The organism is Paenibacillus sp. JT31N7 (assembly GCF_059692095.1).
Window position 1 is genome coordinate 101,918 of the sequence record NZ_JCAUAT010000002.1, and the last position, 22,752, is coordinate 124,669.

Sequence of the window (22,752 nt, forward strand, 5' to 3'; positions counted from 1 at the left end):
ACTGGGAAAATCCGTCTGGGGAGCGTGAAACCGTATGCGCCTCTTACCGATCGCCCTTATGGCCGGATTGCTCGCGTCTACGCTGGTTCCCGGCAGTAGCGCGCATTCGGCCGCCAATCCGAAATCATCTGTCAGGAGGGTTCCCATGAACCAAATTCCCGTTCGCAAAGACGTCCCGGCCGAGCACCGCTGGAAGCTGGAGGATCTTTTCACCAATCAAGAAGCCTGGAACAAAGAATACAGCGAAACGAAAGAAGCGCTGGGCAAAATCGGCCAGTTTCATGGCAAATTAAGCGATCCTGCCGCTGTGAAGCAATGCTTCGAGCTGGAGGACGATATTTCTCTACATACCGAAAGACTTTACGTGTATTCCAACATGAAGCACCACGAGGATATGACGGACCCTACTTACCAGGCTCTGTCGGATAAAGCCCAGAAGCTCAGCGTGGAAGTGAGCCAGGCGCTCTCTTTCATCTCTCCCGAAATCGTGAGCCTTTCCGAGGAGCAGTTGAAGGCGCTCGTTGAGAACAAAGATCTGGCGCCGTACAAATCGACACTGGAAGAAATGATCCGCCAGAAGCCGCACGTGCTGTCCAAGGAAGAAGAAGCGCTGTTGGCGATGGCCGGCAATATGTCCGGCGCTCCGAGCAACATTTTCGGAATGATCAACAACGCGGATATGAAGTTCCCGAAGGTGAAGAACGAGAACGGCGAGGAAGCCGAGCTGACCCACGGAAGCTACATCCAGTTCCTTGAAAGCCGCGACCGTGAAGTACGCGAGCAAGCTTTCAAAGCCGTTTACGAGACCTATGCCAAGCAGAAAAACACGATAGCCGCCACGCTTTCGTCCAATATCAACAAGAACATTTTTTATTCGCAGGCTCGTAAATATCCGTCCGTTCTGGAGATGTCCCTGTTCGGCGACAACATCAAACCGGAAGTGTACACGAATCTGATCGATACGATTCACGAATCGCTACCGCTTCTCCAGCGCTACATGAAGCTGCGCAAGAAGCTTCTTAAACTCGACGAGCTTCACATGTACGATCTGTTCGTGCCGCTTGTGGACGATCTCAAGATGAAGGTCACCTACGACGAAGCGAAAGAAACGATCAAGGAAAGCCTCGCGCCGCTCGGCAAATCGTATGTGGAAACGCTGGAAACAGGCTACAAGGACGGCTGGATCGATATTTACGAAAATCAGAATAAGCGCAGCGGCGCTTACAGCTGGGGCGCTTACGGCACGCACCCGTACGTGCTGCTTAATCACAAAGAGAATCTGAACAGCATGTTTACGCTGGCGCATGAAATGGGTCACGCCATCCATTCGTACCTGTCGGATGAAAATCAGCCATACCGGGACGCCCAATACACGATTTTCCTGGCCGAAGTGGCTTCCACGCTCAACGAAGCGCTTCTTATGGACCACCTGCTGAAGCATACGGACGATCCGAAGAAGAAGCTGTACCTGCTTACTTACTATGCCGATCAGTTCCGTACGACCGTGTTCCGCCAGACCATGTTCGCCGAGTTTGAGAAAATCACGCACGAGAAGATGGAAAAAGGCGAATCGCTTACGGCACAGGAGTTCAGCAAAATCTATTATGATTTGAATACCCTCTATCATGGTAAAGAAATGGTAGTGGACAAAGATATCGAAATGGAATGGGCGCGTATTCCTCACTTCTATAACAGCTTCTATGTGTATAAATATGCGACGGGCTTCTCCGCTGCCACGAGTTTCTCCAAACAGATTCTCGACGAAGGCCAGCCTGCCGTGGAACGCTACCTCGGCTTCTTGAAGAGCGGCGGAAGCGACTATTCCATCAACATTCTGAAAAAAGCCGGCGTGGATATGTCAACTCCAGAACCGATCAAGCAGGCCATGAGCGTATTCGCTTCCGTGCTTGATCAGATGGAAGAACTGACGAAGTAATTCACGCGGACTTTACCCGGAGCTTAAAGGCCGATGAACGGTTTCACGGCCTTTTTGCCGGTTTAAAGGAGAGATTTTCCATGAAATCGAACCGTATTCAATGGCTGCTGATCGGCGCTCTTATTTTTGCCCTCATTACGACGGTTTTCGCGGTGGTGAACATGGATCAGGTTCGTGTCAATTTCGTGTTTATGGAAACGAACACGCCCCTTATCCTGGTCATCGTGATTTCCACGGTTCTCGGCGGTCTTATCGTCGGGTTGTTCGGAATTTTGCGTCAGGTACAGATGCAGAAGGAAATCAAGGAACTGCGCAAACAGCTCAGCGGCTCCGCCGTTCCGGCTGATGCCGAAGTGCTGCCGGGCACTGCCGCCGCAGAAGCCGCTTCCGCTTCTTACGAAGAGCGTCTGCCGGGCGAGGAAGTTCCCGTCAAGAAAGAGTTCGGCAAGAACAACTCCGGCGCGCTGTAACAAAACCGAAAAACCTCCATCCGTGTGGCCGTTACGGCCTTTCGGGATGGAGGTTTTTCGGTTTCGGCGCGTTCGGCGGGAGTTGGCTAAGCGGCTTGCGCCGGGTAGCCATACTGGCCTGCGTACCCGGCGCTCTCGTGCCGTGGCGCGAGCCACTACGACGGATGCGCTGCGGTCGTCCCACCCGCGGTTCAGCACGGCTGCGCCGGGCAGCACCGCCGTGCGGCTTCGCGCCGTGAAGCGCGGCCCTGCTGCACGCTGGCGGCTTGCGCCGGGTAGCCGGTGCTATCGGCCGCCGTGCCGGATAGTACCGGCGGCGGCTCGGGCCGTGTGGCGGAACCCACAGGCGAACGGTTACGCGCCAAGCCCGGCAGCAGGCGGCAGGCTGTTCACAGCCAGCCTGCGAGCAGGACCGCCGCAAGCGCCGCAGCGCCGCCGAAGAGCGAACCGATGACGTTCACGGCATCGTTCGTCATCCAGGCGAAGCCCCGCAGCGGCTCGGCCGGCCGGCCGCAGTGCGAGCCGCGCTCGATGTCGCGGCCGCAAACGGCGCAGCGGTACATCGCCTGCCACTTCGCGCCGATGAGCGAATCGGAGAGCGATCCGGCGAGGCCGCCGGCCAGACCCGCCGCGAGAAGCGGCAGCAGCGTCTCCAGCGGGTGCTGGGCGCCGGCGGTCAGCACGGTGAGCGCCTGCTGGCCGGACGCTGCGGCGTTAGCGGCTCCCGTGACGGCGCCGCTTCCCAGATTGGCCAGCAGCCAAGCCGCTGCGCCGATGAAGAGCCCGCCCGCGCACGTCGCAAGCAGCCCGAGCGTGGTGACACCGCCGGATGTGCCGGGGGCGACTTTGCGGCCCGTCAGGATGGAGCGGGGAGCGGTCCGGCTCAGCCCGCCGATTTCCGTGGCCCAGGTGTCGGCCGTGACGGCGGCCATGACGCCTACGAAAGCGGCCCACCATGCGGGATGAGGGGCAATCACGGAGCCGATGCAGAGCAGAAGCCCCAGCCCCCCGTTTGCGGCCACTTGTCCGGCGTCCCGGTTGCCGCTTTTGGCGTAGCCCTCTTCGATGGCCGCTTTGCGCTTGTGTTTGTACTTGGACAGCAGTGTCGAGGCAACAAAAAACGCGATCAGGGTGCCGAACCAGGCGGCGGAGCCGAGCGAATACATGAGTGTGCCCAAAACAACCGCCGCGGCCGCACCCGACACGGTCAGGGAGCGCTTCGAATAAGCGGCCCCCGCCACCAGGACGCTTCCCAGCAGCCCTATCCATACATCCATTCCCGACATCCTCACATCTCCCCTTCTTCTAATCATCAGAACGATGCAAAGCTCTACCTGCAAAAGCCGGCGGCTGCAAACCGCGGGTTTCGTTTTCCGTATTTCGGGTAAAAATAAATAGAGATCCCGTATCACACATTCGTTTATGAGGGGAGATTTTAATCATGGAAAACAATCAAAACAAGCCGAACGAGGATATCAACCCGATTACGGATGAAAATAAACATAACCCTTACACCAATCAGAAAAATAACGTCCGTCAATATGAGAATGAAGATCTCGAATCCGTAAAAGAGCATGAATATCACGATGCCAAGCAAAATTCAGCGGATCGTGACATCAATCAGGTCATGAACGGTTCGATGGCGCCGGATATGGATGAAATCAAACAGCTCGGCAAAGATATGGAAAGCATGAAAACCAATGAGGATCTCACGGAAGAAGGCCTTCTTCCCGATCCGATCCAGAACGAGCGCGAAGAAGAAGCTTCCCGCTAATTTCCGTCCTAGGTCCATTATGGCAAAATTCATCCTTTCACGCAAAACACACCCCCTTTCGGAGGTGTGTTTTCTGCTTTTCAGGAAGCGGGTTCGATGGCTTTGCCTCGTATTTTGACGCCATAAGAGATGGACTGAAGGAAATCCATCTGCTTTTTGTCGTAAGCCGCGTCCCTTTTCACAATCTGATCTTTTTGAATGTAATACGGGTTGAATTCAGCCGTGATTTTTCCGTTGATCAGCTTTAATTTAAGAAGTCCGGTGTCCGCTTTCGCATCTTTCACATAATCGGGGAACAAAAAGTTGCCGATGGAATACGCGATGGGTTTGCCTTTGTAAAATTCGAATCCTTGCAGAACGTGCACGTGGCTTCCGATGATTCCGTCCGCCCCCGCATCGATCATTTCTTTGGCGAAAGTCCGCTGCCACTCTTCCGGTTTGTGGTTTTTCTCCACTCCCCAGTGCATATAGACGAACACGTAATCGGCGTCCTTGCTTTCCTGCCGGATGACCGGCAGAACGGCGGATTTGTCGTAAGCCTGGGCGATACCCGGCGTATCGGGCCCCGCAAACCAGTCCCGGGTCGGAATAAACCGGGAAAACGCGAGAAATTTGATCCTCGCCCCGTTAATTTCGACGGTTTTGGCTTTATACGCTTCCGCGGCGTTGCGGCCGCCCCCGATATAAGGGAGACCCGTCTGTTTCAAGTGATTCAGCGTGTCCAGAAAGCCCTTCCTGCCAAAGTCGAGCACATGATTGTTCGCTATGGAAACGAGATCGAACCCCGCGTTTTTCAGCCCCTTCAGGGAGGGCGGGTCCGATTTGAAATTGTAGAGCTGGTTCGTATCCTTCTCGGTCGCGTCCGTCACCGACGTTTCCAGATTCACGAAGGCGTAATCCGCCTTGGAAACTTCCGGTTTTACGAACTGAAAAGGATAATCCGGCCCCTTCTTCTTGATCGTTTCCTTCACGGACCAATCCATCAGCGCGTCACCGGCAAAAATGAGATCAACGGCTGCATGATCGCCCGTTTTTTTGCGGACGGCAGGAGCCGTGTCCTGCGATACCTTCGGCTTTTCGGCCGCCTTGGCATTCCCTTGGTTCGCCGGTTTGTCCGCCGGTTTGGCTTCCGGTTTGCCGGTCGGTTCGCTTGCGGCAGCCTCCGCCGACTCCTCCGCCTTACCCGGCGCCGGAGATGCCGCGGGAACGGGCGATTTTTCCGGAGCCGGCACCGTAGAAGGAGAAGGCTGATCTTCTCCGGACCGCTTGGAGCCAGGTAGCTCCGAAGACGCTGCGGCGGGCGGAACGGATGATGCATCCATTTTTATTTTGACAAGCAGTAGTCCTGTAACGAGAACGGCGCTGAAAATGGCGGACACCAAAAGAAGGGTCATTCCCTGTTTCTTCATCGGTCCCCTCTACTTTCCACGGCAGGACAGTTCATCCCATCCCTCCTTACAGCTTGACTGTGCAGCGGCCCAAGGTCTCCCCGCCCCAGAGAAGCTCGAACACATCCCCGTCCGCGCAAGCTCCGACGCCGGCAGGCGTGCCCGTATAAATCAGGTCCCCCGCTCCGAGACCGTAGTTTGCGGCCACATAGTCGACGATGGCCTGCAGCGGGAAAATCATGTCCCCGACATTGCCCTGCTGTACGGTTTCACCGTTTCGTACCGTCTTGAATTCCGTTTGTGCCAGTTCAGCGGCACCCGGAAACGGACGGAGCGGGCTTAGAGCGGCGGAGTTCAAAAATCCTTTGGCGGCCAGCCAAGGATGGCCTTTTTTCTTCAAGACGCTTTGAACGTCACGAAGAGTGAAGTCAATTCCCAGACCGAAAGAATCGACAAGCTCATCCACCGTCATTCCCGGCGAATAAGGCTTGGAAATATGAAGAACGAGCTCTCCCTCATAGTGGATTTCTCCTTTGCCTTGAGGCAGCTCGAGTAAATCGCCTTCCATTGCGGCAAGCGCATGCGTCGGTTTCGTAAAGATCATCGGTTCTTCCGGAACGTCGTTGCCCAGCTCGGCGGCATGAAGCTTATAGTTGCGTCCTACACAGTAAATGTTGCGTACAGTTCCCGTCATCGGTCACTCAACTCCCCGTTCTGAATAAGGGCATTCATGGAAAAAGGCCCTCTAGCGATTATAAACGTTCCGCTAAGGAGCCTCAAGGAGAACACCGGTTTTAAACTGATTATCGGAAGCTTCCCGGTTGTAACGGGTATGCTTCCTAACGCTTACTGAATCGGATTGGAGGAAGAATCGCCCGCTTTGGAAGCCAGCGCTCCGCTGTCGGGTTCGTCCGTTTTCTCTTCCTGCCCGCCTCTTTGGGAGTTGACAGGCGTCTGGGCATGAGATGTCTGCTTGGCCCCTGCGGAGGAAGCACCGTAGCCAGTTGAATGCTGCTGCGTACCGCTGTGCTGCTGCTGCTGCGTACCGCTGTGCTGCTGCTGCTGCTGGATTCCCGAACCGGTTTGCGGCGTGTAATTCCGATCTCCCTGATACGAGGAATTGGCAGCCTGTGTGTAGGACGCGTTTTGCGTCTGGTACAGCGCCTGCTGGCCTGCGCTCTCATACCCGTAAGCGGAGCCGTATCCGGAAGTGCTTCCTCCCGTATACGAGGACGGCTGTGCGGAGCCGTAAGCGTTCGGCTGCTGCCCTTGTCCCCTGTAAGCCGCGTTGCCGAAGGACTGATTCGGATTGCCCGCTTCCGTTCTTCCGTAATCGGAGTAACCGGCGTTATCCGGCTGTGTGCCGTAACCCCCGTAGTGGCCGTAGGCGCCCGGCTGATGGTTTTGCGTCTGGTGGTTTTGCGTCTGGTGGTTTTGCGGCTGCTGGTTTTGCGGGTGGTAGCTTTGCTGCTGCAGTTGGCTGCCGCCGGCACCCGGATAGCCGTACAAATGATTTTGGCCGTAGTCGGGAGCATGGCCGAATTCCTGGGCATAGCCGTAGCCTTGGCCGTAGTTTCCTGCCGTCTGGCCGAAATCCGCTTCATGGACCGGCTGGAAGGTGTGCAGGTAGGTTTTGGCCGTATGATCGTGAAGTGTCGGAACCTGATATTGGCCTTGACTGTTCATGAACAGAAAGACTTCATAGGCATGATCCGCGGCCGCGTCGGCTGCCGTGAGAAGCATCCGGCGGACGTTGGGATCGGCACATTCCAGCGCGGCGATCATCTGATTTTTCGCGCTGTTTTTATGGCAGCCGAGCATCGCGGATAAGATCTGCTCGTCATTGAAAGAACCGTCCGTTCCCGGAGCGACCGGGGCAGGCCGGCGCAGGCCGTACAAAATATCCTGCACCGAAATGAACGGCGGCTGGCCGTAGGATGCCTGTCCACGCGCAGCAGCGCTGTAGTCATGCGTATAAGCGACCAGCTCGTTATAGTGCTGCACCCCCGATTGAAGATGATGCTCGGCGATCGCTTTCACCTGCGGATGCCGGGCCTGCCGGGCGTAAAAAGAAAAATGCTGGATCATATTTATTTTTTCGGTCAATACTTCGTGGACCTCTAACGTTTCATGGGCTCCGAACGGCATGCGAAAACAGCTCCTTTTGTAAGTTCCTTTATGCTTACATTTCCCTTTTCATGGGATATTTATGCATAGGAGGCCGGTTGTCACCGCTTTACCGGGTTAAATATAGGGAGGAGCATAGAAGCGTACATCCGCTAAGCCCCTTCCGAAGGATGAAGGAAAAAATATCTTCTTTTTGTGATATAATAAGGGGATGAGTTCCAGGACGGCGCAAAATTTAAGCATTTACAACTAGAAATGGGGGAATTGCATGATCAATTGGAGAGTAAACTTGGCGGTTTTGTGGGTCGGACAATTTTTTGTAATGGCAGGCATGACCATGATCATGCCGTTTCTGCCCTTATATCTCAAAGAGATGGGCCTGCAGGACGCGCAAGAAATCGCGACTTGGACGGGCATTATTTTTGCCGGCAACTTCGTCACCTCCTTCCTCTTCCAGCCGTTCTGGGGAGGAATGGCGGACCGCTACGGCCGCAAAGTGATGCTGCTGCGCTCCGGCTTCGGAATGGCGGCCGTCATGACGACGATGGGCTTTGCGCATGCACCGTGGGTGCTCCTGCTGCTGAGGCTCGTTAACGGCACGATCTCCGGGTACGCTCCCGCTTCCGTCGCCCTCATGTCGACGAACACGCCTCGCGAGCATATCGGATTTGCGATGGGGACGCTCCAGTCGGGTGCCGTAGCCGGTTCCATTCTAGGCCCGTTTATCGGCGGCCTGCTGGCCGAGCTTATCGGCTTCCGGTACATCTTCTATGTAACCGGAGCTATGCTGTTTATCGCTTCGATGGTGACCATGCTGCTGGTCAAAGAAAAATTCAATGCAGCCGAAGCCAAAAAACAGCCGAAAATATCGGTCATTCAGGGCTACAAGGACCTGAGGCCGATCCGTCAGCTGCCGACGCTGTATTCGATCACGTTCGTGATCCAGTTCTCCATCCAGTGCTCCATGCCGCTGATGGCCCTCTTCGTCGAGGAGCTCCACGGCTCGGGGGAACTGCTCGCTTTCTACGCGGGACTTGTCGCGTCGATCGCCGGGTTCTCGAACATGGTGGCCGCCCCGCTGCTCGGAAAGTTGTCGGACAGGATCGGCCCGCAGCGCATCCTGTTCGTCTCGCTGATCGGCGCCGCCATCTTCTTCATTCCGCAAGCCTTTGTGCAGAACATCTGGCAGTTGATGGCGGCCCGGTTCTGCCTCGGCATTTTTATCGGCGGACTTCTGCCGACGGTCAATTCCCTGATCAGGACCTACACGCCGATCGGAATGGAAAGCCGCTCATACAGCTTCAATACGAGCGCCCTGGCTCTCGGCAACATGCTGGGACCGGTTATCGGCGGCGCCCTGTCCGGCTTCCTGAACATCCGCGAACTGTTTCTGTTCGCGACCGTCATGCTTGCCATTAACGCGGCCTGGTCGTACCGCACGCTGCTCGGCAAGCATAAGATTTCGGACGGGACGTTATAAACACCGAACGGGTGGATGGGCGGAATAGATAAGCGCTCGACGGTGCCGCTTTGGCGGTCAGACGCCTTCAACCGCCAACCAAACAAAAAAGAACGATCCTTTTACCGGCTGCGTCCGGGCGGATCGTTCTTTTTGTTGGTTGTCTGTAACTCATACCGGAAGACATCCGCAGCCGGAGTCCTATTTCACCCGCGCCACCGCAAGCCCGTCGTAGGCGGGAAGCATCGTGCTTTCCAGGCGGGCATCGGAAGCGAACCGGCGGTTGAACTCCCTCATCGCTTCGACCGATTTCTTCGTAACGGCCGTATCGATCGTCCGCCCCCGCATCAGAATGTTATCGCCTATTATAATGGCGCCCCGGTTGGCCAGCTCGATGGCATAGTCCAGGTAGGCCGGGTAATTCACTTTATCCGCATCGATAAAAAAGAAGTCAAACTTCGCGCCTTCCTCCTTCAGCGCGGCCAGACTTTCGACGGCATCGGCCACCCGGTACCCGACCTTGTCCCCGAAGCCCGCCTTGGCCACGTTCTGCCGTGCCGTTTCGGCAAAAGCGGCGTTTACCTCCAGGGAGAGCACCTGTCCGTCGTCGCTAAGCCCTCTGGCTAGACAAATGGCGCTGTAGCCGCCCAGGGCCCCGATTTCAAGCACCCGCTTGGCGCCCGTCAGTCCCACCAGCATGGTGAGAAGGCGGCCGTAGCCGGGAGCAACCGAAATATCGGGCATGTTGTTGTCCCGGATAGCCTCTTTTACCAGTCCCAGTGCCTCATCTTCCGCGTAAAGAGCTTCCAGGTATTCCTCCGGCCCCGGAGCCGCTTTCTCCGAACCCCCGTTTGTTAGATCCGTCCTTTTTTCCACGGGTCATTCCTCTTTTCTGCATATGTATTCAGAAACTGTCCTCAATGGACGGGACAGTCCTGGAACAGCCGGATCATCGGCCAAGCCAAACGTACCGTGCCCTGCGTTAACCCCATTCGTGCGTACGGGGCGTTTAACTGTGAGGTCATTGTATATGAAAAAACAAGCGCGTTCAACCGTCCGGAGGCTGATTTCGGCAACATTGGCATTTGTCTCCCGCGCCTCTTTCGCCTATACTTAGAAATTACACGGATACCACCCGAAAGGAAATGAAAGCATGGCTAAATTGGATTTGATCGCCACCTGTCCCATGGGGCTGGAAGCGATCGTAGCAAGAGAGGTCAAAGAGCTCGGTTACGAAGATGTAACCGTCGAGAACGGGCGGGTTACCTTCACCGGGGACGAGCTGGCGATTTGCCGGACGAACCTGTGGCTCCGTACCGCGGACCGCATTCTTGTCAAAATGGGGCAATTTGAAGCACGGACTTTCGATGATTTGTTTGAAGGCACCAAAGCACTCGACTGGCCCGCCTGGATTCCCGAATACGGCGAATTCCCCGTAGAGGGCCGTTCCCATAAATCACAGCTTTCCAGCGTCCCTGCCTGCCAGGGCATCGTTAAAAAAGCCGTCGTTGAGAAAATGAAAGAACGCTACCGGACGGAATGGTTCGAAGAAGACGGCCCCCGCTATGTGATCGAGGTCGCTCTCCTTAACGACATCGCCACGCTGACGATCGATACGACGGGTCCGAGCCTTCACAAGCGGGGATACCGCAAGCTTGTGACAGAAGCTCCGCTCAAGGAAACGATGGCTGCGGCTCTGGTAAACCTGAGCCGCTGGAAACCCGACCGTCCGCTCTACGACCCGTTCTGCGGCTCCGGCACGATTCTGATCGAGGCCGCCATGTTGGGCTGGAATATCGCGCCCGGCCTGCGCCGCTCCTTCCCTTCGGAGGATTGGGACATCATCGGCCGGAATCGCTGGGAGCAGGCCCGTGAAGAGGCCTATGATTCCCTGAACGACGACATTCCGCTGGAAATAGCGGGCTCCGACATCGATCCGAAAGCGATTGAGGTCGCCGAGGCGGCCGCCAAAGCCGCAGGCCTTTCCAAGGAGCTGAAGTTTTACGTCGAGCCGGTAGCCAAAGCGAAGCCGCGAAGCGACTTCGGCTGCCTGATCACAAACCCGCCATACGGCGAGCGGCTCGGCGAACAGAAGGAAGTGGAGCGCGTGCTGCGCCAGCTCGGACAACTGACGGGCTCGCTTCATACGTGGAGCACGTTCGTCTTGTCCCCGAGCAAGCAGTTGGAGCATTATTTCCCCCGTCCGGCCGACAAACGCCGCAAGCTGTTTAACGGACGGATCGAATGCCAGCTGTACCAATATTTCGGACCGCTGCCTCCGCGCCGCCGGAATACGGAACCCGAGGAATAATAACGGCAGATTTGCACCTGTCCGGTCTACCCGTAACCCCGGTTCGTTCATTAGCTGAACGAACCGGGGTTTTATTTTGTCGGCAGGCTGCCATGGCCGCGATTTAGCCCGAGAAACTTCGGTGAACCGTCAAGCGATACCACACCGCGCAACCGGGATTTGCAAGTAAATGTAAATACCGAGCACAGGACAACGTCGATTGTAGAACTTGAACCCAGAAAAACCGGGCCAATATACTCATAAATCTCACAATAATAATCAAAAACAAAAAAACTTGATAAAATTTTGATAAATTCTTCCCATTTTCCTTTGTATATGGTACTATTTGCATAGGAAATAGTACCCATTCATTTCTTTCCATTTTTATTACTTATAGGGGGAACCGCTATGCAAGGTATTCTGGCGCTTGTCTTATTTTTTATCTCTATGCTTATGTTCGCAGCTCTCGTTCATTCGAAATCGAAAGGTCAGAACCGGCGGTTCCGCTTTCTTCATCGCCCGCTGTTCCGTAAAACGGCCGTGGTCGTTTCCGTTCTCTCCTTTCTGCTCGCGGTCGTAGTCAGCCCCAAAGCGGATGAGGGTCTGCAGACCGAAGCGAAGCTTACAACAGCGGCGGTTACGGTACGATAAAATCCCGAAAGCAGGAGTGAACCCTGCTGTCCGGCTCCGCACTAACCCATAACAAGACCAATCAAAAACGGCCTCCAGCCGCATGTATGCGGGCGAAGAGGCCGTTTTTTCCTATTTGGATAAACTCGGGAGATGAAACACGTTCGCTTAACGGCTACGCCGATCCGGTGGCGGTGGTGTATTCGCCTTCTATCCGTTTTGTAAGCAGGTGACTCCCCCGCCAGTATAAAAACGAGCTGGTGACCGTCACGACCGCCATGACCAGAAACATATGGCCGCCGATGGAGGCAAGCAGAAGACCGCCAACCCACGGGCCGACAAAATGTCCGAGGCTGGTAAGGGTCTGCGCTCCGAAGTACGTGCCACGCATATGGTCCGGGGCGATTTTGTCCATAAGCATTGTGGATGCCGGAAAATTGAGCGTCTCCCCGATGGTGAAGACGACCATCGAAGCGATAAGCAGCAGCCAGTGGTTCGAAAGCGCGAAGCCGACGTCCCCGAGCGCGAACAGGAGATTCCCCACGACGATCGCCGTAAGCGGAGACTTCCGGTCCGCCAGCTTGGACAACGGAATCTGGAGCACGATGACGGTGACGGCATTGACGCTCATCATCGCCGCAAACAGCTGGACCCCCTGTGCAAAATTTTCGTTCACGTACTGCGACAGGGTAATGGCCATCTGTGAATAGCCGATCGCGCCGATCATCCCGCCCAGCAGCTGGTAGCGCAAAATCATGTCCTTGCGGACGACTCTCCATGCGGCTGCGAACGTTACCCTGTCCTTGGCTTCCTTGGTTACGGTCTGAACCTTGAATTTTCTCATCATAACGACGAGGAAGATTCCGTAGAACAGATACACGATCCCTGTAAGAAGAAATGGAAGCGAGCCTTTCACCATCCCGAAAGCCGCACCCAGCAGGGGACCCACCGCGACTCCGACATTAATCGCCAGATAGCGGAGCGAGTATACCTGCAGCCGCTTTTCTTTTTCGGTCAAATCCGCCATAAGCGCCTGGGAAACCGGCTCGTAGAACGAGCGGCACAGGCCGCTGATCAGATTAAGCAGAAGAAAGAGCAGAGGATGCGTCACCAGCGAAAAACCGACAAAAACGGCCGCCCATGTAAACAACGCCCCCTGCATGACCGCTTTGCGGCCGATCCGGTCCGAGAGCGTCCCCCCGATAAAGCCGCCTACCGTTCCCGCCAGCGAGCTTGCGCCGATAACGAGACCGATCATCCCTTTGCTCATATCCGTTGTGGCTACGAGGTAAAGCGCCAGAAACGGCATACTCATGGAGGAAGCTGCCCGCGCCATCACTGTACCGAACAGAAGCGTGTGCACGAGCGGGTGATACGAAGATAAAAAATGCCGTATTCGATTCAAGCCAATCAGTCTCCTTCCGAACACTTCCGGGAATCCGGCCGACCGGGTAACCAGGAAGGCACTTCGTCTACCTTCGGTCAATTGTTGTATATTTTTGTTATTATACACGACAATTCGTCCAGCACAACAAAAAAATCTTGCTGTCCGGTATGGACAGCAAGATCAAGGCCGGAGAGCCGGGGCTCCCCTACCGGTCCGACAAGTTTCATGCCTAGCGGTTGGACGATCGTCAACATCAAGCCACGCCGCTCCCGGCACGCGGTGCAGGCCGCCTGACAAACGGCGGCTCCGGAAAGAGCTTCCGCCCCTTGCGCCGGGTCACACGAGCAGACGCCCGTTTTCCAAAATCAGCTCGTCGTCGATATATACGCGCGGTGAGAGCACCATGAGATCGATGTGGACGCCGGCCGCTACCGTTCCGCCGAACGTATTATTGCTTCCGAAGGCCACATGGATCGTGCCGTACACCTTCTCGTCCTCAAGCACGACGCCGGTGATCCGGGCTTTGTCGTTCGTACCGATGCCGAACTCGCCGAGCAGCCGTCCGTCCCCGTCGCCAAGCACGGCAAGCAGAGCCTCGCCCTGCTCCCCGTCCGCTCCGACAAGGCGGCCGTTCTCCACGGTCAGCGTGAGCGGAGACGTCACCTTGCCCAGGCCGGCAATGGAGCCGTCCACGAGCAGCGTGCCCGAAGCGGAGCCTTCCACCGGGGCGATATAGCCTTCTCCCGAAGGGAGGTTGCCCGATTCGCCCGGATTCAGGTAGACGCCCGTGCTGGGCACGCCCGATCTGCCCGCGATCGAGAACGTGAGCACCGTGTTCTCCTTCTCGATCCTCACCCGGCTTCCTGCGGTCAGCCGGGCAGTCACACGCTCGGTCAGCTCGCGCACTTGGGCGTAGTCGGCCGATATGGCCCCTTCACGGAACATATCTTCCGTGATGGTCGGCATCGTCGCCACGCGTGTGCCGTTTGCCGCCGCTTCCTTGCGGGCACCCGTATGCGTCAGCGAGTACTGCGTCAGGCAGACGGCCACATCCGCCTCGCGCATCGCCGCCGCAACCGGAGCCGGAGGCTCCTGGCCGGATTTCTCGCGGTGCTTCATGACGACGAGGGAGGCGTCCGCCCCCAGCTCCAGTGCGGCCTGATGCACGTGCTCGGCGAGCTCTTTCTTATAGTCGTCGGCCACAACGACAAGCAGCTCGCCCGGTTTTACGCCGAGGCTCGACTGCAGAAGCGATTTGCTGATCTCGATTAGGGAACGGTCCATAGTCATCGTTAAAATCTCCTTTAAATCTTTCGGATTGCCCGGCCGTGCCCGGCCGACGGCCCCAGGCTTCTTCCGCTGCCGGGACGCCGCCGGCCTTCCTGCCTGCCGGAGCTGTCCTGCTATCGTATCATGCCCGGCCTTCTTCCGTCATGTCACGGGTCATCCAGACCATCTCGTGGACGGTTTGAAACCCTCTTTCCTTCAGCAGGCGGAGCAGATCCGTCCGGCTCGAAGGAATATGAGACGCGCTGAACGTGGCTCCCCCGTAACCGTCCAGAACCGCCTCCAGCAGAGTCCCGAGCACAGCCTCGGGGTCCCGGTTGTCCGGAGAGGCTTCGCATTGGTATAGGGTGACACCGGCAAGTTTGCCCGAAGCTTCGTAGACGCGCTTATAGAGGGCGTAGCCGGCCGCTCTGCCGTCTTCGAGCGCAATCAGCGACTCTCCCGCCGTCAAACTGGCCCAATGCCCCGACCAGGCACCCAGGGCCGGACAGAACGGCAGGAGGCCGGCGTCTCTGGCGGTGCCGTGGCGCAGCGTGTACTGCCCGGAGGCATCGTCAGGCCGCGCTGCTGCGGCCCTGCCGACTGTCTGGGCAGCGGGAGCTCCCCCGCCTTCCCCTAGCGGGTCCGCATTGCTCGCTTCCGCCGCTTCGCAGGCGGTTGTCAGGGCGGCATATCCGCCGGGACCTGCCGGTGCATAAGGCGGTTCGCTCGTACCGCCCGCCGCCGGACGCCGCGCATCGCCCAAGGCACCCCGGCTCTCACCACGCCCATCTTCGGAACCGTCCTTATCCGCAGTTCCGCCCGCTTTTCTGAGTAGCAGCAGCTTGTCACGGGTTACATATCCTACGCTTTCATAGAGAGCGATCGCCGGGGCATTGTCCGCAAACGCTTCGATCGTAGCCGTATCGACGCCTTCTTTGCGATAAATGTCGAGCGAAGCTTCGATCAGCTTACGGCCGACTCCTTGGCCCCTGTACGCCGGAATGATTCCGGTGCCCCCGTTCCAGGAAATTTTCTCGCCCCCCGCCATGCGAATTCCGTTCAAAACAAAACCGACCGGCTGTTCCCCGTCGAAAGCGACAACGGAATGCTGCGGCGATAACTGTTCGTAAGCCTGTCTCGTCATGTAGGCATCCGGATTAGTCGTCATGTCGACAAAGTACCCGGCAAACCCGTCGTTCCATACCTGAACGGCCTGGTCTAAAGTACACTCGGATAATTTTCGGATCGCAATCATCTGTATCTTCCTCCTCTTCCCTATGTATACCGCTATTGTACCACTATGAAGAACCCAGTAAAAACCGGATTTAACCCGCTTCTTCCTTCGGGAAAACCGCATTTTTGCGTTCAAAAGTACTAGCTTCGTCCCGGCATGAGGCCGCAAAAGGTCCTGAAAAGTTCCACCCTGAGCAGGTTTGTGGAAAAAAACGGTTCGTCATATAATGGAAATTAGAGAGAAGGAGGAGAGAGCTCATGCGAATTGCCATCAGCGGAGGAACCGGGTTTATCGGCGGACATCTTATTGCCCATTTCAAAAAGCGGGGAGATGAACTTATTCTCATTTCCCGTTCGGCTTCCGGACATGCTTATGCGGGCGTCCAAACCGTAACCTGGTCGGAGATTGAGCACAATCCCCGGTATCTTGAAGGCATAGACGCCTGGATCAATCTGGCCGGCTCCACCATTAACCAGCGCTGGAGCGAAACCGCCAAGCGCCAGATACTCGCTTCCCGCCTGAAAACGACGGCGGCTGTCGCCTCAGCCCTAAAGGCATTGGAAAGCAAGCCCCCGGTGGTCGTAAACGCTTCGGCTATGGCGATTTACGGCACATCCGAAACTCATACATACGATGAATTCAGTCCCGTCCGTGCCGACGATTTCCTGGCGGAAGTCGTGAAGGAATGGGAAGAGGCCGCCGACCGGATTCCCGCGGAACGGATCGTCAAAATCCGTACGGGTCTCGTGCTCGGAACCGACGGCGGGGCCTTTCCCAAAATGGCCCTTCCGTTCAAATTCGGCGCGGGCGGCCGGATCGGCAGCGGCAGCCAGTGGATGTCGTGGATCCATATCGAGGATATGGTCGCTTTGATCGATGCCTGCGTCCGCAACGACGAAATATCCGGTCCCGTGAACGCCACCGCCCCTCACCCGGTCCGCAACCGGGAATTCGCCCAGACGCTGGGAGGCGTGCTGCGGCGGCCTCATGTCCTGCCGCTCCCCGCCTTCGCCTTGAAACTGGTCTTGGGAGAGCTTTCCATGCTTCTGCTGGAGGGACAGCGTGTTCTTCCCCGCAAGCTGCTGGAGCATGAATTCCGCTTCCGCTATCCGACGCTGGAAGAAGCGCTTCTGGACTTGACCGGCGCCAAAAGCAGGACTTGAACAACCCGAAGCGGGTCTTCAGCCAAACAAAAACGGCCCGGTTTCCCGGGCCGTTTCTTCGGCTACTTCACAAACTTCTTCGCGTGCTCAATTGCTTCGTCTTCGGTCGGCGCTTTGATGTAACGGCCGTTAATAAAAACGAATGCGTAGCGGGCGCAAGGTCCGCAGTATGATTTGCAGCCGATTTTGACTTCGGCATCCGATGCAAGCTTCTGAAGCTTAGGCAGAGCCGTTTTCACCCGCATATGCTTGCATTTATCGCAAATCCGGATATCATTAGCCATTAATGATCCCCGTGATTGCCTTTACTCGGATTCGTAATCATGAATCCTTCTTGCGGAATGTAGAAGTAATCGATCCGGATGCCGTCGAGCAGCGGCTCATCTTTCTCCAGCAGGACGTCAACATCCTTATCGGTAGAAACGACTACATCGTTATCCGTCTGTGTATCGAGACCAAGCGCATAGTGAGCGTGATCGCCGTGATTGTGGCTTACCTGGACGCGGACCAGAAGACCCTTGTTCTCTTCTTTCTCCAGTTCGAGTTTCAAAACTTTAGCTGCGTTGCGCGAAATTTTGACGTTCATAGTGTAGTCACATCTCCTGAAAAGTTATCATTCTTTCTTTTAATCTTTATTGTAAAGAAAGCTTCGCATGAAATCAACAAGAAGTCGCAAGCCGGAGGAGGCAAAGCCGTGACAATTCGCGGTATCAACCATTTACTAGTTTCCGTTTCCGATTTGGAGCGCTCAATCCGTTTCTACCGGGAGGTGCTCGGCGCCAGGCTGCTGGTGAAAGGGCACTCCCTTGCCTATTTCGACCTGGGAGGCCTCTGGCTTGCCCTGAACACCGAGAAGGATATCCCGCGCGGCGAGATCCGCCAGTCCTATACGCATCTCGCTTTTACGGTGGATGAGAACGATCTGCCCGCCCTGGAAGCGAAGCTTGCCGCCTGCGGAGCCCTTCTTCCGGGCCGAGAGCGGGACAGCAGGGACAGAAGCTCCCTCTATTTCGAAGACCCCGACGGGCACAAGTTCGAATTTCACACCGGCACGCTGCAGGACAGGCTGGACTATTACCGGGAAGAAAAAGGGCACATGCAGTTCTTCGACGATCCTCCGGCCGATTGAAGGCTCCGGTAAGAGGGAACCCGCACCGCACGCAGCTTCCGGGGCATCGGTACGGCGCCGCATGACGGATGGCTGCATATTCTGATTCTGCGGCAGGAAAAATTCGTCCCGCCCGATTTGAATTTTACACGGTTATTTTATACTATGGAATTTAGGCTTTCTTACGGGCTTTAGGAAGCTTTTTAAGCTATGCTGACCTTTACGGGATGTCAATCGCACACAACGGCGTCTTTTTTTGACCCGAACGAAACTAGAAGCTGCCGAAAGGTCATACTGATGGAATATACAAATCATTCGGCAGAGGAGATGTACGCTCTTATGGTAACGATTAAGACCAAAGAAGAAATTGAAAAAATGCACCGCGCCGGCAAACTGCTGGCGGCATGCCACCGCGAAATCGCGAAAATGATCCGTCCGGGTGTGACCACCTGGGAAATCGACCAATTCACGGAACAATTCCTGCACGAGAACGGCGCCACCCCGGAACAGAAAGGGTACAAAGGGTATCAGTACGCGACCTGCGCCTCCGTGAACGATGTCATCTGCCACGGCTTTCCGAAGAAAGAGCCGCTGAACAACGGGGATATCGTGACCATAGATATGGTCGTCCGACTGGACGGCTGGCTCGCGGACTCCGCCTGGTCCTATGCGGTCGGCTCGGTTTCCGAGGAAGCGGGCAATCTGCTTGAGACGACCAAGGAATCTCTGTACAAAGGCATCGAGCAGGCGGTCATCGGCAACCGGATCGGCGATATCGCGCATGCGATTCAAGTGTTCGCGGAAGAACGCGGCTATTCGGTCGTCCGCGACTTTACGGGCCACGGAATCGGCCAGAAGATGCACGAGGAGCCCCAGGTGCCTCACTACGGCCCGGCCGGCCGCGGCACAAGGCTCAAGGACGGCATGGTGCTGACGATCGAGCCGATGCTCAATACGGGCATGTACTTCGCCACCGTGGATCTCGACGGCTGGACCGCCCGTACGGTGGACGGAAGCCTGTCCGCCCAATATGAGCACACCATCGCCATCACACAGGACGGACCGCTCATTCTGACTGCGCAGTAACCGCGGTTTTCTTGCAGCCGGGAGGCTGACGGGCAGCATGCCTGAAGCTTGCGACCTGTCCGTCCCCGGTTTTTTTACCTACATAACCTGCCAAAGCATGGCAAACCTGCCCGGCAACTACCCTGTCATCCCCCACACATCCTGCCAGCAGCCATAACGATTACGGAGGAATGCTATGATATCGTTTTACAAACGGTACTACAAAACCATCCTGGACATTGGGCTGATCGTACTCACCGTTTTTCTGTTCATGAAATTATTCAGCTTTATTTACGCGATCGCCACGCCGATCTTCTGGGCCTTCGCTATTTTTGCCATGATCGAGCCTCTCGCCCGCTTTTTGCACCGCAGAGGATTGAAAAAAATGCTCGCGACGACGATTTCGACGCTGCTGTTCATTCTCGTCATCCTGGCCGTCTTTACCGGAGCGGGTTTTCTGTTTACGAGCCAGATCGACAATCTGGTTACGGCGCTTCCCAAGTACACCCAGATGCTTCAGGAGCAAATTACAAAACGCACGATCGATCTGCAAAACAGCATCGAGGCGCTTCCTCCCGATGTGATCGAGAAATCCAGGGAAATCGCCAATCAGATGGCGACGAAAGCGACCAGCTTCGCCACTAATTTCCTGAAAACGCTGCTTAATTTCCTGACCAGCGGCGTAATGGGACTCGTTACTTCCTTTTCGGCTTTTATGCTGAATTTTGTGGCCGGCATCATTCTGGCCTTCTTCCTTTCCCTTGAAATCGACTGGTGGAAAAAGAACGCCCGCGAAAAAACGCCCAAAACGTTCCGTAAAGCGTTCGATTTTCTTCGCGAGAACGTTATCAAGGGCATCGTGAGCTACCTGAAATCCCAGCTCATTCTCATTTCCATCACGTTCGTCATGGTTCTGGTCTCGCTCATGATTCTGGGCGTCAACAACGCCTTTACGATTTCGCTGCTGGCCGCCTTCTTCGATGTGCTGCCGCTGCTCGGCGTCTCTACCCTGTTCGTGCCGTGGATCGTGTACCACTTCATCGCGGGAAGCACGATGATGGGCGTCTGGCTGACCGTCGTGCTGGCCGTAGTCGTTCTCGTCCGCCAAGTGCTGGAGCCGAAGATTACGGGAGAGTCGCTCGGAGTATCCGCGTTTACGATGCTGTCGTTTATGATCATTTCGTTGTCCCTTTTCGGGGTAGCAGGCGTTATTCTTTCCCCGATTCTGATTATTCTGATCAAAGCGTTGTACGACCAGGGCTATCTGCGCAAGTGGATCCGTACTCCCGAGGATGAATATTGACCCTGCCCGTTTAGACAAGCTTAAAGAAGGAAGAGGCCCCCGCGGCCTCTTTTTTTTGTCTAGGCGTAAACTGCCGTGATATACTGAAACCAAGAGACTTGTAAACCGGAAGGCAGGGAATTGGCGATGAATAAGGTGGCAAAAGAAATTGGAGGCTGGGCGCTTTCCCTCGGCATCGCGTTCGTCATTGCGCTGGTAATCGGAATCTTCGGTATTCAGCCGACCAAGGTGCTGGGCCATTCGATGGACCCGACTCTATCCGACCAGGAACGTATTTATGTATCCAAATTGTCGCATACGCTGGGCTACGAGCCGGACTACGGCGACATTGTCATTATCGACAGCCGCGTAAACCGGGAGCGTACGCTGAAAGACGACATTATGGAGCATCCTCTGTTTTCTCTGCTGAGCGGGAAAGTGGACGATAACCTGTATGTCAAACGCGTCATCGGCAAAGCGGGCGATAAGCTCCAGTTCAAAGACAACAAAGTGTACCGCAACGGGCAGCCTCTGGACGAGCCCTATCTCAACGAAACGATGCTGTATGAATCGAGCGAGGAAATCACCGTTCCCGCGGGTCACGTGTTCGTGATGGGAGACAACCGCAACAACAGCAAAGACAGCCGCGATATCGGACCCGTTCCGCTCGATCACGTGCTGGGCATCAAGATCAACGGTTAAATCAGGCTCCTCGTACAGAAAACAGGGCTTTCCGGCAATGTGGAAGCTCTGTTTTTTGCTTTTTTAAGCCCGGCCTATTGAGTGACCTCACATCATGTGTTATATTAAAAAGGCGGAGTATGAACACTTTCCGCATTTCACCCGGCAACATTCATCGCTTCCGACACCCAGCGGTCGCACCCCTAATCTTGATTGACAAGGAGTGAAGAACATGAATGCCAATCTGCACATTCCCCAAGGGGACGATACGATTCTTGTTGAAATGACCGTTAAGGAAGCCATGGCGCTCTCCGGAGAAAAGTTTCACTCGGACCATAAGGTGGAAACCGAGGCCATCAAGAAAGTCAAAAAGAGCCTGGAGAACCGTCTGATCTCGGGCGTTTCGCAATAAAGTTTTTTTAAAAGCCGACCTTGAAAGGGGTTACACACCCGGTTCAAGGTCTTTTTTATGTGTTCGTAAGGCCGTCGCAAGAAGAGGGCTTGGAAATCTGGAGAACCGCATAGAAAATCCGCCGCGCCGCATACTAAGCATCGTGTACGTGCCTCAGTTACGACCAACCCGACCGGACAGGGGGTGAACGTCAGTGTCACACAAACAGCAGGGCCACGCTCGGCAAAACACGACGACCCGCACTTCCGACCGCAAGAACAGCAGCGGCAAAAGCAAATAAATCATTTCATCCTTGAAACAGGGAGGCAGCGACCGATGATTGAAAACCTCGAAAGCAGTTACGATTGCGCCCACGCGGGTCTTGACCTGCACCAGTTGAAGGAAGAGCTGAACGACCTGAGAATCAGCATGATCCCGGGCTCTCTCGTGCATAACGAGAAAGTGAACCGTCTGGAGAATCAGATCCGGTTTATCGAGAACAAGTGCTCCATACACCATGGAGACTCCGGTTCCCTGTAAGACATTCTCATCCTTTTTGTTTAGGACCGGATTTATTCATGCCGTTTATCGCTTTGGCAGCACGGAAAAAAGCCGCGACCAGGGGCGGGGATTGAACCCTTTCCCGCCGGATCGCGGCTTACAAACGTCTTTCTCTGCGAAATCATTTCCGATCCCGATTGGGTATCAGGCTTTCCAGGCTCTAGTTCCTATATTCGGATTAGGCTTTCCCAGCCTAACGGATGCATATTTTCTAGGCCTGCGGATATTTACGCTCCATCCAGCCCGTAAACCAGTTGGCCAGCATCATCGTGACCGCTATATCGTCAATCGGCATAAACGGCAGGACATCGGGAAGTACCCAGTAAAGCAGCGCCGGAACTACAAAGAGAAGTTTACTGCCGATCGGTACTTGCGGAGACACCAGCAGTTTTCCTGCCCGCTTGAATACATGGCCCCAGTGGCGGAGTGACAAAAGTTTTTTCACACGGGTTCCCTCCTTAGGGTGGGACATGATCCCGTTAACCGGACGTGCGGCATCCGAGCCGTCTTCCCGGTCTTGATAACGGAAGTCCCTAA

25 protein-coding genes are annotated in these 22,752 nt (G+C 55.7%); 13 read left to right on the forward strand and 12 right to left on the reverse strand.

The genetic code is table 11. The features are described from left to right. Positions 1-145: 145 nt before the first annotated feature. Together pepF and AC58P5_RS10705 are read left to right on the forward strand one after the other, a co-directional pair. The gene (gene pepF / locus AC58P5_RS10700) at positions 146-1,936 is read left to right on the forward strand and encodes an oligoendopeptidase F (RefSeq protein WP_497386215.1); all 1,791 of its coding nucleotides are present in this window, start codon (positions 146-148) and stop codon (positions 1,934-1,936) included. A gap of 80 nt (positions 1,937-2,016) precedes the next feature. After that, positions 2,017-2,406, forward strand: coding sequence for a LapA family protein (locus tag AC58P5_RS10705; protein ID WP_497386217.1), 390 nt, complete (start codon positions 2,017-2,019; stop codon positions 2,404-2,406). 389 nt (positions 2,407-2,795) lie between these two features. Here the strand turns inward: AC58P5_RS10705 and AC58P5_RS10710 are convergent, their stop codons facing one another. Continuing rightward, entirely contained in the window at positions 2,796-3,683 is an 888-nt protein-coding gene (locus tag AC58P5_RS10710) for a DUF92 domain-containing protein (RefSeq protein WP_497386219.1), read from the reverse strand. A 164-nt stretch (positions 3,684-3,847) separates the two neighbouring features. Between AC58P5_RS10710 and AC58P5_RS10715 the strand changes: the two genes are divergently transcribed. Continuing rightward, a complete protein-coding gene (locus AC58P5_RS10715; protein WP_497386221.1) occupies positions 3,848-4,180 on the forward strand; it encodes a hypothetical protein in 333 nt (110 codons plus the stop codon). Positions 4,181-4,260: 80 nt separating this feature from the next. On the opposite strand, the gene AC58P5_RS10720 is transcribed toward AC58P5_RS10715, so the two are convergent. The 3 genes from AC58P5_RS10720 to AC58P5_RS10730 all read right to left on the reverse strand — a co-directional run bounded on the left by AC58P5_RS10720 (position 4,261) and on the right by AC58P5_RS10730 (position 7,716). Beyond that, a complete protein-coding gene (locus AC58P5_RS10720) occupies positions 4,261-5,589 on the reverse strand; it encodes a CapA family protein (RefSeq protein ID WP_497386223.1) in 1,329 nt (442 codons plus the stop codon). 46 nt (positions 5,590-5,635) lie between these two features. Beyond that, positions 5,636-6,262: a fumarylacetoacetate hydrolase family protein gene (locus AC58P5_RS10725; protein ID WP_497386225.1), complete on the reverse strand. Its 627-nt coding sequence runs from the start codon at positions 6,260-6,262 to the stop codon at positions 5,636-5,638. Positions 6,263-6,414: 152 nt separating this feature from the next. Further along, positions 6,415-7,716, reverse strand: a complete 1,302-nt coding sequence (locus tag AC58P5_RS10730) for a spore coat protein (RefSeq protein ID WP_497386227.1) — start codon at positions 7,714-7,716, stop codon at positions 6,415-6,417. A 247-nt stretch (positions 7,717-7,963) separates the two neighbouring features. Here AC58P5_RS10730 and AC58P5_RS10735 point away from each other — a divergent pair, with 247 nt between their 5' ends. Beyond that, positions 7,964-9,175, forward strand: a complete 1,212-nt coding sequence (locus AC58P5_RS10735; protein ID WP_497386229.1) for an MFS transporter — start codon at positions 7,964-7,966, stop codon at positions 9,173-9,175. A gap of 180 nt (positions 9,176-9,355) precedes the next feature. On the opposite strand, the gene AC58P5_RS10740 is transcribed toward AC58P5_RS10735, so the two are convergent. Beyond that, positions 9,356-10,030, reverse strand: a complete 675-nt coding sequence (locus tag AC58P5_RS10740; protein WP_497386231.1) for an O-methyltransferase — start codon at positions 10,028-10,030, stop codon at positions 9,356-9,358. Positions 10,031-10,307: 277 nt separating this feature from the next. Here AC58P5_RS10740 and AC58P5_RS10745 point away from each other — a divergent pair, with 277 nt between their 5' ends. Next, on the forward strand, positions 10,308-11,465 hold the full coding sequence (locus AC58P5_RS10745) for a THUMP domain-containing class I SAM-dependent RNA methyltransferase (protein WP_497386233.1): 1,158 nt from the start codon (positions 10,308-10,310) through the stop codon (positions 11,463-11,465). 71 nt (positions 11,466-11,536) lie between these two features. On the opposite strand, the gene AC58P5_RS10750 is transcribed toward AC58P5_RS10745, so the two are convergent. Continuing rightward, on the reverse strand, positions 11,537-11,812 hold the full coding sequence (locus AC58P5_RS10750; RefSeq protein ID WP_497386235.1) for a hypothetical protein: 276 nt from the start codon (positions 11,810-11,812) through the stop codon (positions 11,537-11,539). Positions 11,813-11,852: 40 nt separating this feature from the next. Here AC58P5_RS10750 and AC58P5_RS10755 point away from each other — a divergent pair, with 40 nt between their 5' ends. Beyond that, positions 11,853-12,095: a hypothetical protein gene (locus tag AC58P5_RS10755; protein WP_497386237.1), complete on the forward strand. Its 243-nt coding sequence runs from the start codon at positions 11,853-11,855 to the stop codon at positions 12,093-12,095. Between the two features lie 154 nt (positions 12,096-12,249). Here the strand turns inward: AC58P5_RS10755 and AC58P5_RS10760 are convergent, their stop codons facing one another. From AC58P5_RS10760 to AC58P5_RS10770, 3 genes are all read right to left on the reverse strand, one after another. Then, on the reverse strand, positions 12,250-13,479 hold the full coding sequence (locus AC58P5_RS10760) for an MDR family MFS transporter (RefSeq protein WP_497386239.1): 1,230 nt from the start codon (positions 13,477-13,479) through the stop codon (positions 12,250-12,252). A 318-nt stretch (positions 13,480-13,797) separates the two neighbouring features. Further along, positions 13,798-14,745 (reverse strand): aminopeptidase, encoded by a 948-nt coding sequence (locus AC58P5_RS10765; protein WP_497387559.1) that lies wholly within the window; start codon positions 14,743-14,745, stop codon positions 13,798-13,800. A gap of 127 nt (positions 14,746-14,872) precedes the next feature. Further along, positions 14,873-15,985, reverse strand: a complete 1,113-nt coding sequence (locus tag AC58P5_RS10770) for a GNAT family N-acetyltransferase (RefSeq protein WP_497386241.1) — start codon at positions 15,983-15,985, stop codon at positions 14,873-14,875. A gap of 236 nt (positions 15,986-16,221) precedes the next feature. On the opposite strand from AC58P5_RS10770, the gene AC58P5_RS10775 reads away from it, so the two are divergent. Next, the gene (locus tag AC58P5_RS10775) at positions 16,222-17,127 is read left to right on the forward strand and encodes a TIGR01777 family oxidoreductase (protein ID WP_497386243.1); all 906 of its coding nucleotides are present in this window, start codon (positions 16,222-16,224) and stop codon (positions 17,125-17,127) included. A gap of 62 nt (positions 17,128-17,189) precedes the next feature. On the opposite strand, the gene AC58P5_RS10780 is transcribed toward AC58P5_RS10775, so the two are convergent. Further along, on the reverse strand, positions 17,190-17,411 hold the full coding sequence (locus tag AC58P5_RS10780; protein ID WP_497386245.1) for a YuzB family protein: 222 nt from the start codon (positions 17,409-17,411) through the stop codon (positions 17,190-17,192). Then, positions 17,411-17,713, reverse strand: coding sequence for an iron-sulfur cluster assembly accessory protein (locus AC58P5_RS10785; RefSeq protein ID WP_497386247.1), 303 nt, complete (start codon positions 17,711-17,713; stop codon positions 17,411-17,413). Before AC58P5_RS10785 ends, AC58P5_RS10780 begins: the two co-directional genes overlap by 1 nt. A gap of 108 nt (positions 17,714-17,821) precedes the next feature. On the opposite strand from AC58P5_RS10785, the gene fosB reads away from it, so the two are divergent. The 6 genes from fosB to AC58P5_RS10815 all read left to right on the forward strand — a co-directional run bounded on the left by fosB (position 17,822) and on the right by AC58P5_RS10815 (position 22,194). Then, on the forward strand, positions 17,822-18,256 hold the full coding sequence (gene fosB, locus AC58P5_RS10790) for a metallothiol transferase FosB (protein ID WP_497386249.1): 435 nt from the start codon (positions 17,822-17,824) through the stop codon (positions 18,254-18,256). 318 nt (positions 18,257-18,574) lie between these two features. Next, on the forward strand, positions 18,575-19,321 hold the full coding sequence (gene map / locus AC58P5_RS10795; RefSeq protein ID WP_497386251.1) for a type I methionyl aminopeptidase: 747 nt from the start codon (positions 18,575-18,577) through the stop codon (positions 19,319-19,321). Positions 19,322-19,496: 175 nt separating this feature from the next. Further along, positions 19,497-20,603: a sporulation integral membrane protein YtvI gene (gene ytvI, locus AC58P5_RS10800; protein ID WP_497386253.1), complete on the forward strand. Its 1,107-nt coding sequence runs from the start codon at positions 19,497-19,499 to the stop codon at positions 20,601-20,603. Between the two features lie 126 nt (positions 20,604-20,729). Further along, complete coding sequence (lepB, locus tag AC58P5_RS10805; RefSeq protein WP_497386255.1) at positions 20,730-21,284, forward strand: signal peptidase I; 555 nt, start codon at positions 20,730-20,732, stop codon at positions 21,282-21,284. Positions 21,285-21,495: 211 nt separating this feature from the next. Beyond that, positions 21,496-21,675 (forward strand): hypothetical protein, encoded by a 180-nt coding sequence (locus tag AC58P5_RS10810; protein WP_369994977.1) that lies wholly within the window; start codon positions 21,496-21,498, stop codon positions 21,673-21,675. A 315-nt stretch (positions 21,676-21,990) separates the two neighbouring features. Beyond that, the gene (locus AC58P5_RS10815) at positions 21,991-22,194 is read left to right on the forward strand and encodes a DUF2524 domain-containing protein (RefSeq protein ID WP_497386257.1); all 204 of its coding nucleotides are present in this window, start codon (positions 21,991-21,993) and stop codon (positions 22,192-22,194) included. A gap of 232 nt (positions 22,195-22,426) precedes the next feature. Here the strand turns inward: AC58P5_RS10815 and AC58P5_RS10820 are convergent, their stop codons facing one another. After that, complete coding sequence (locus AC58P5_RS10820; protein ID WP_497386259.1) at positions 22,427-22,687, reverse strand: hypothetical protein; 261 nt, start codon at positions 22,685-22,687, stop codon at positions 22,427-22,429. Positions 22,688-22,752: the final 65 nt, after the last annotated feature.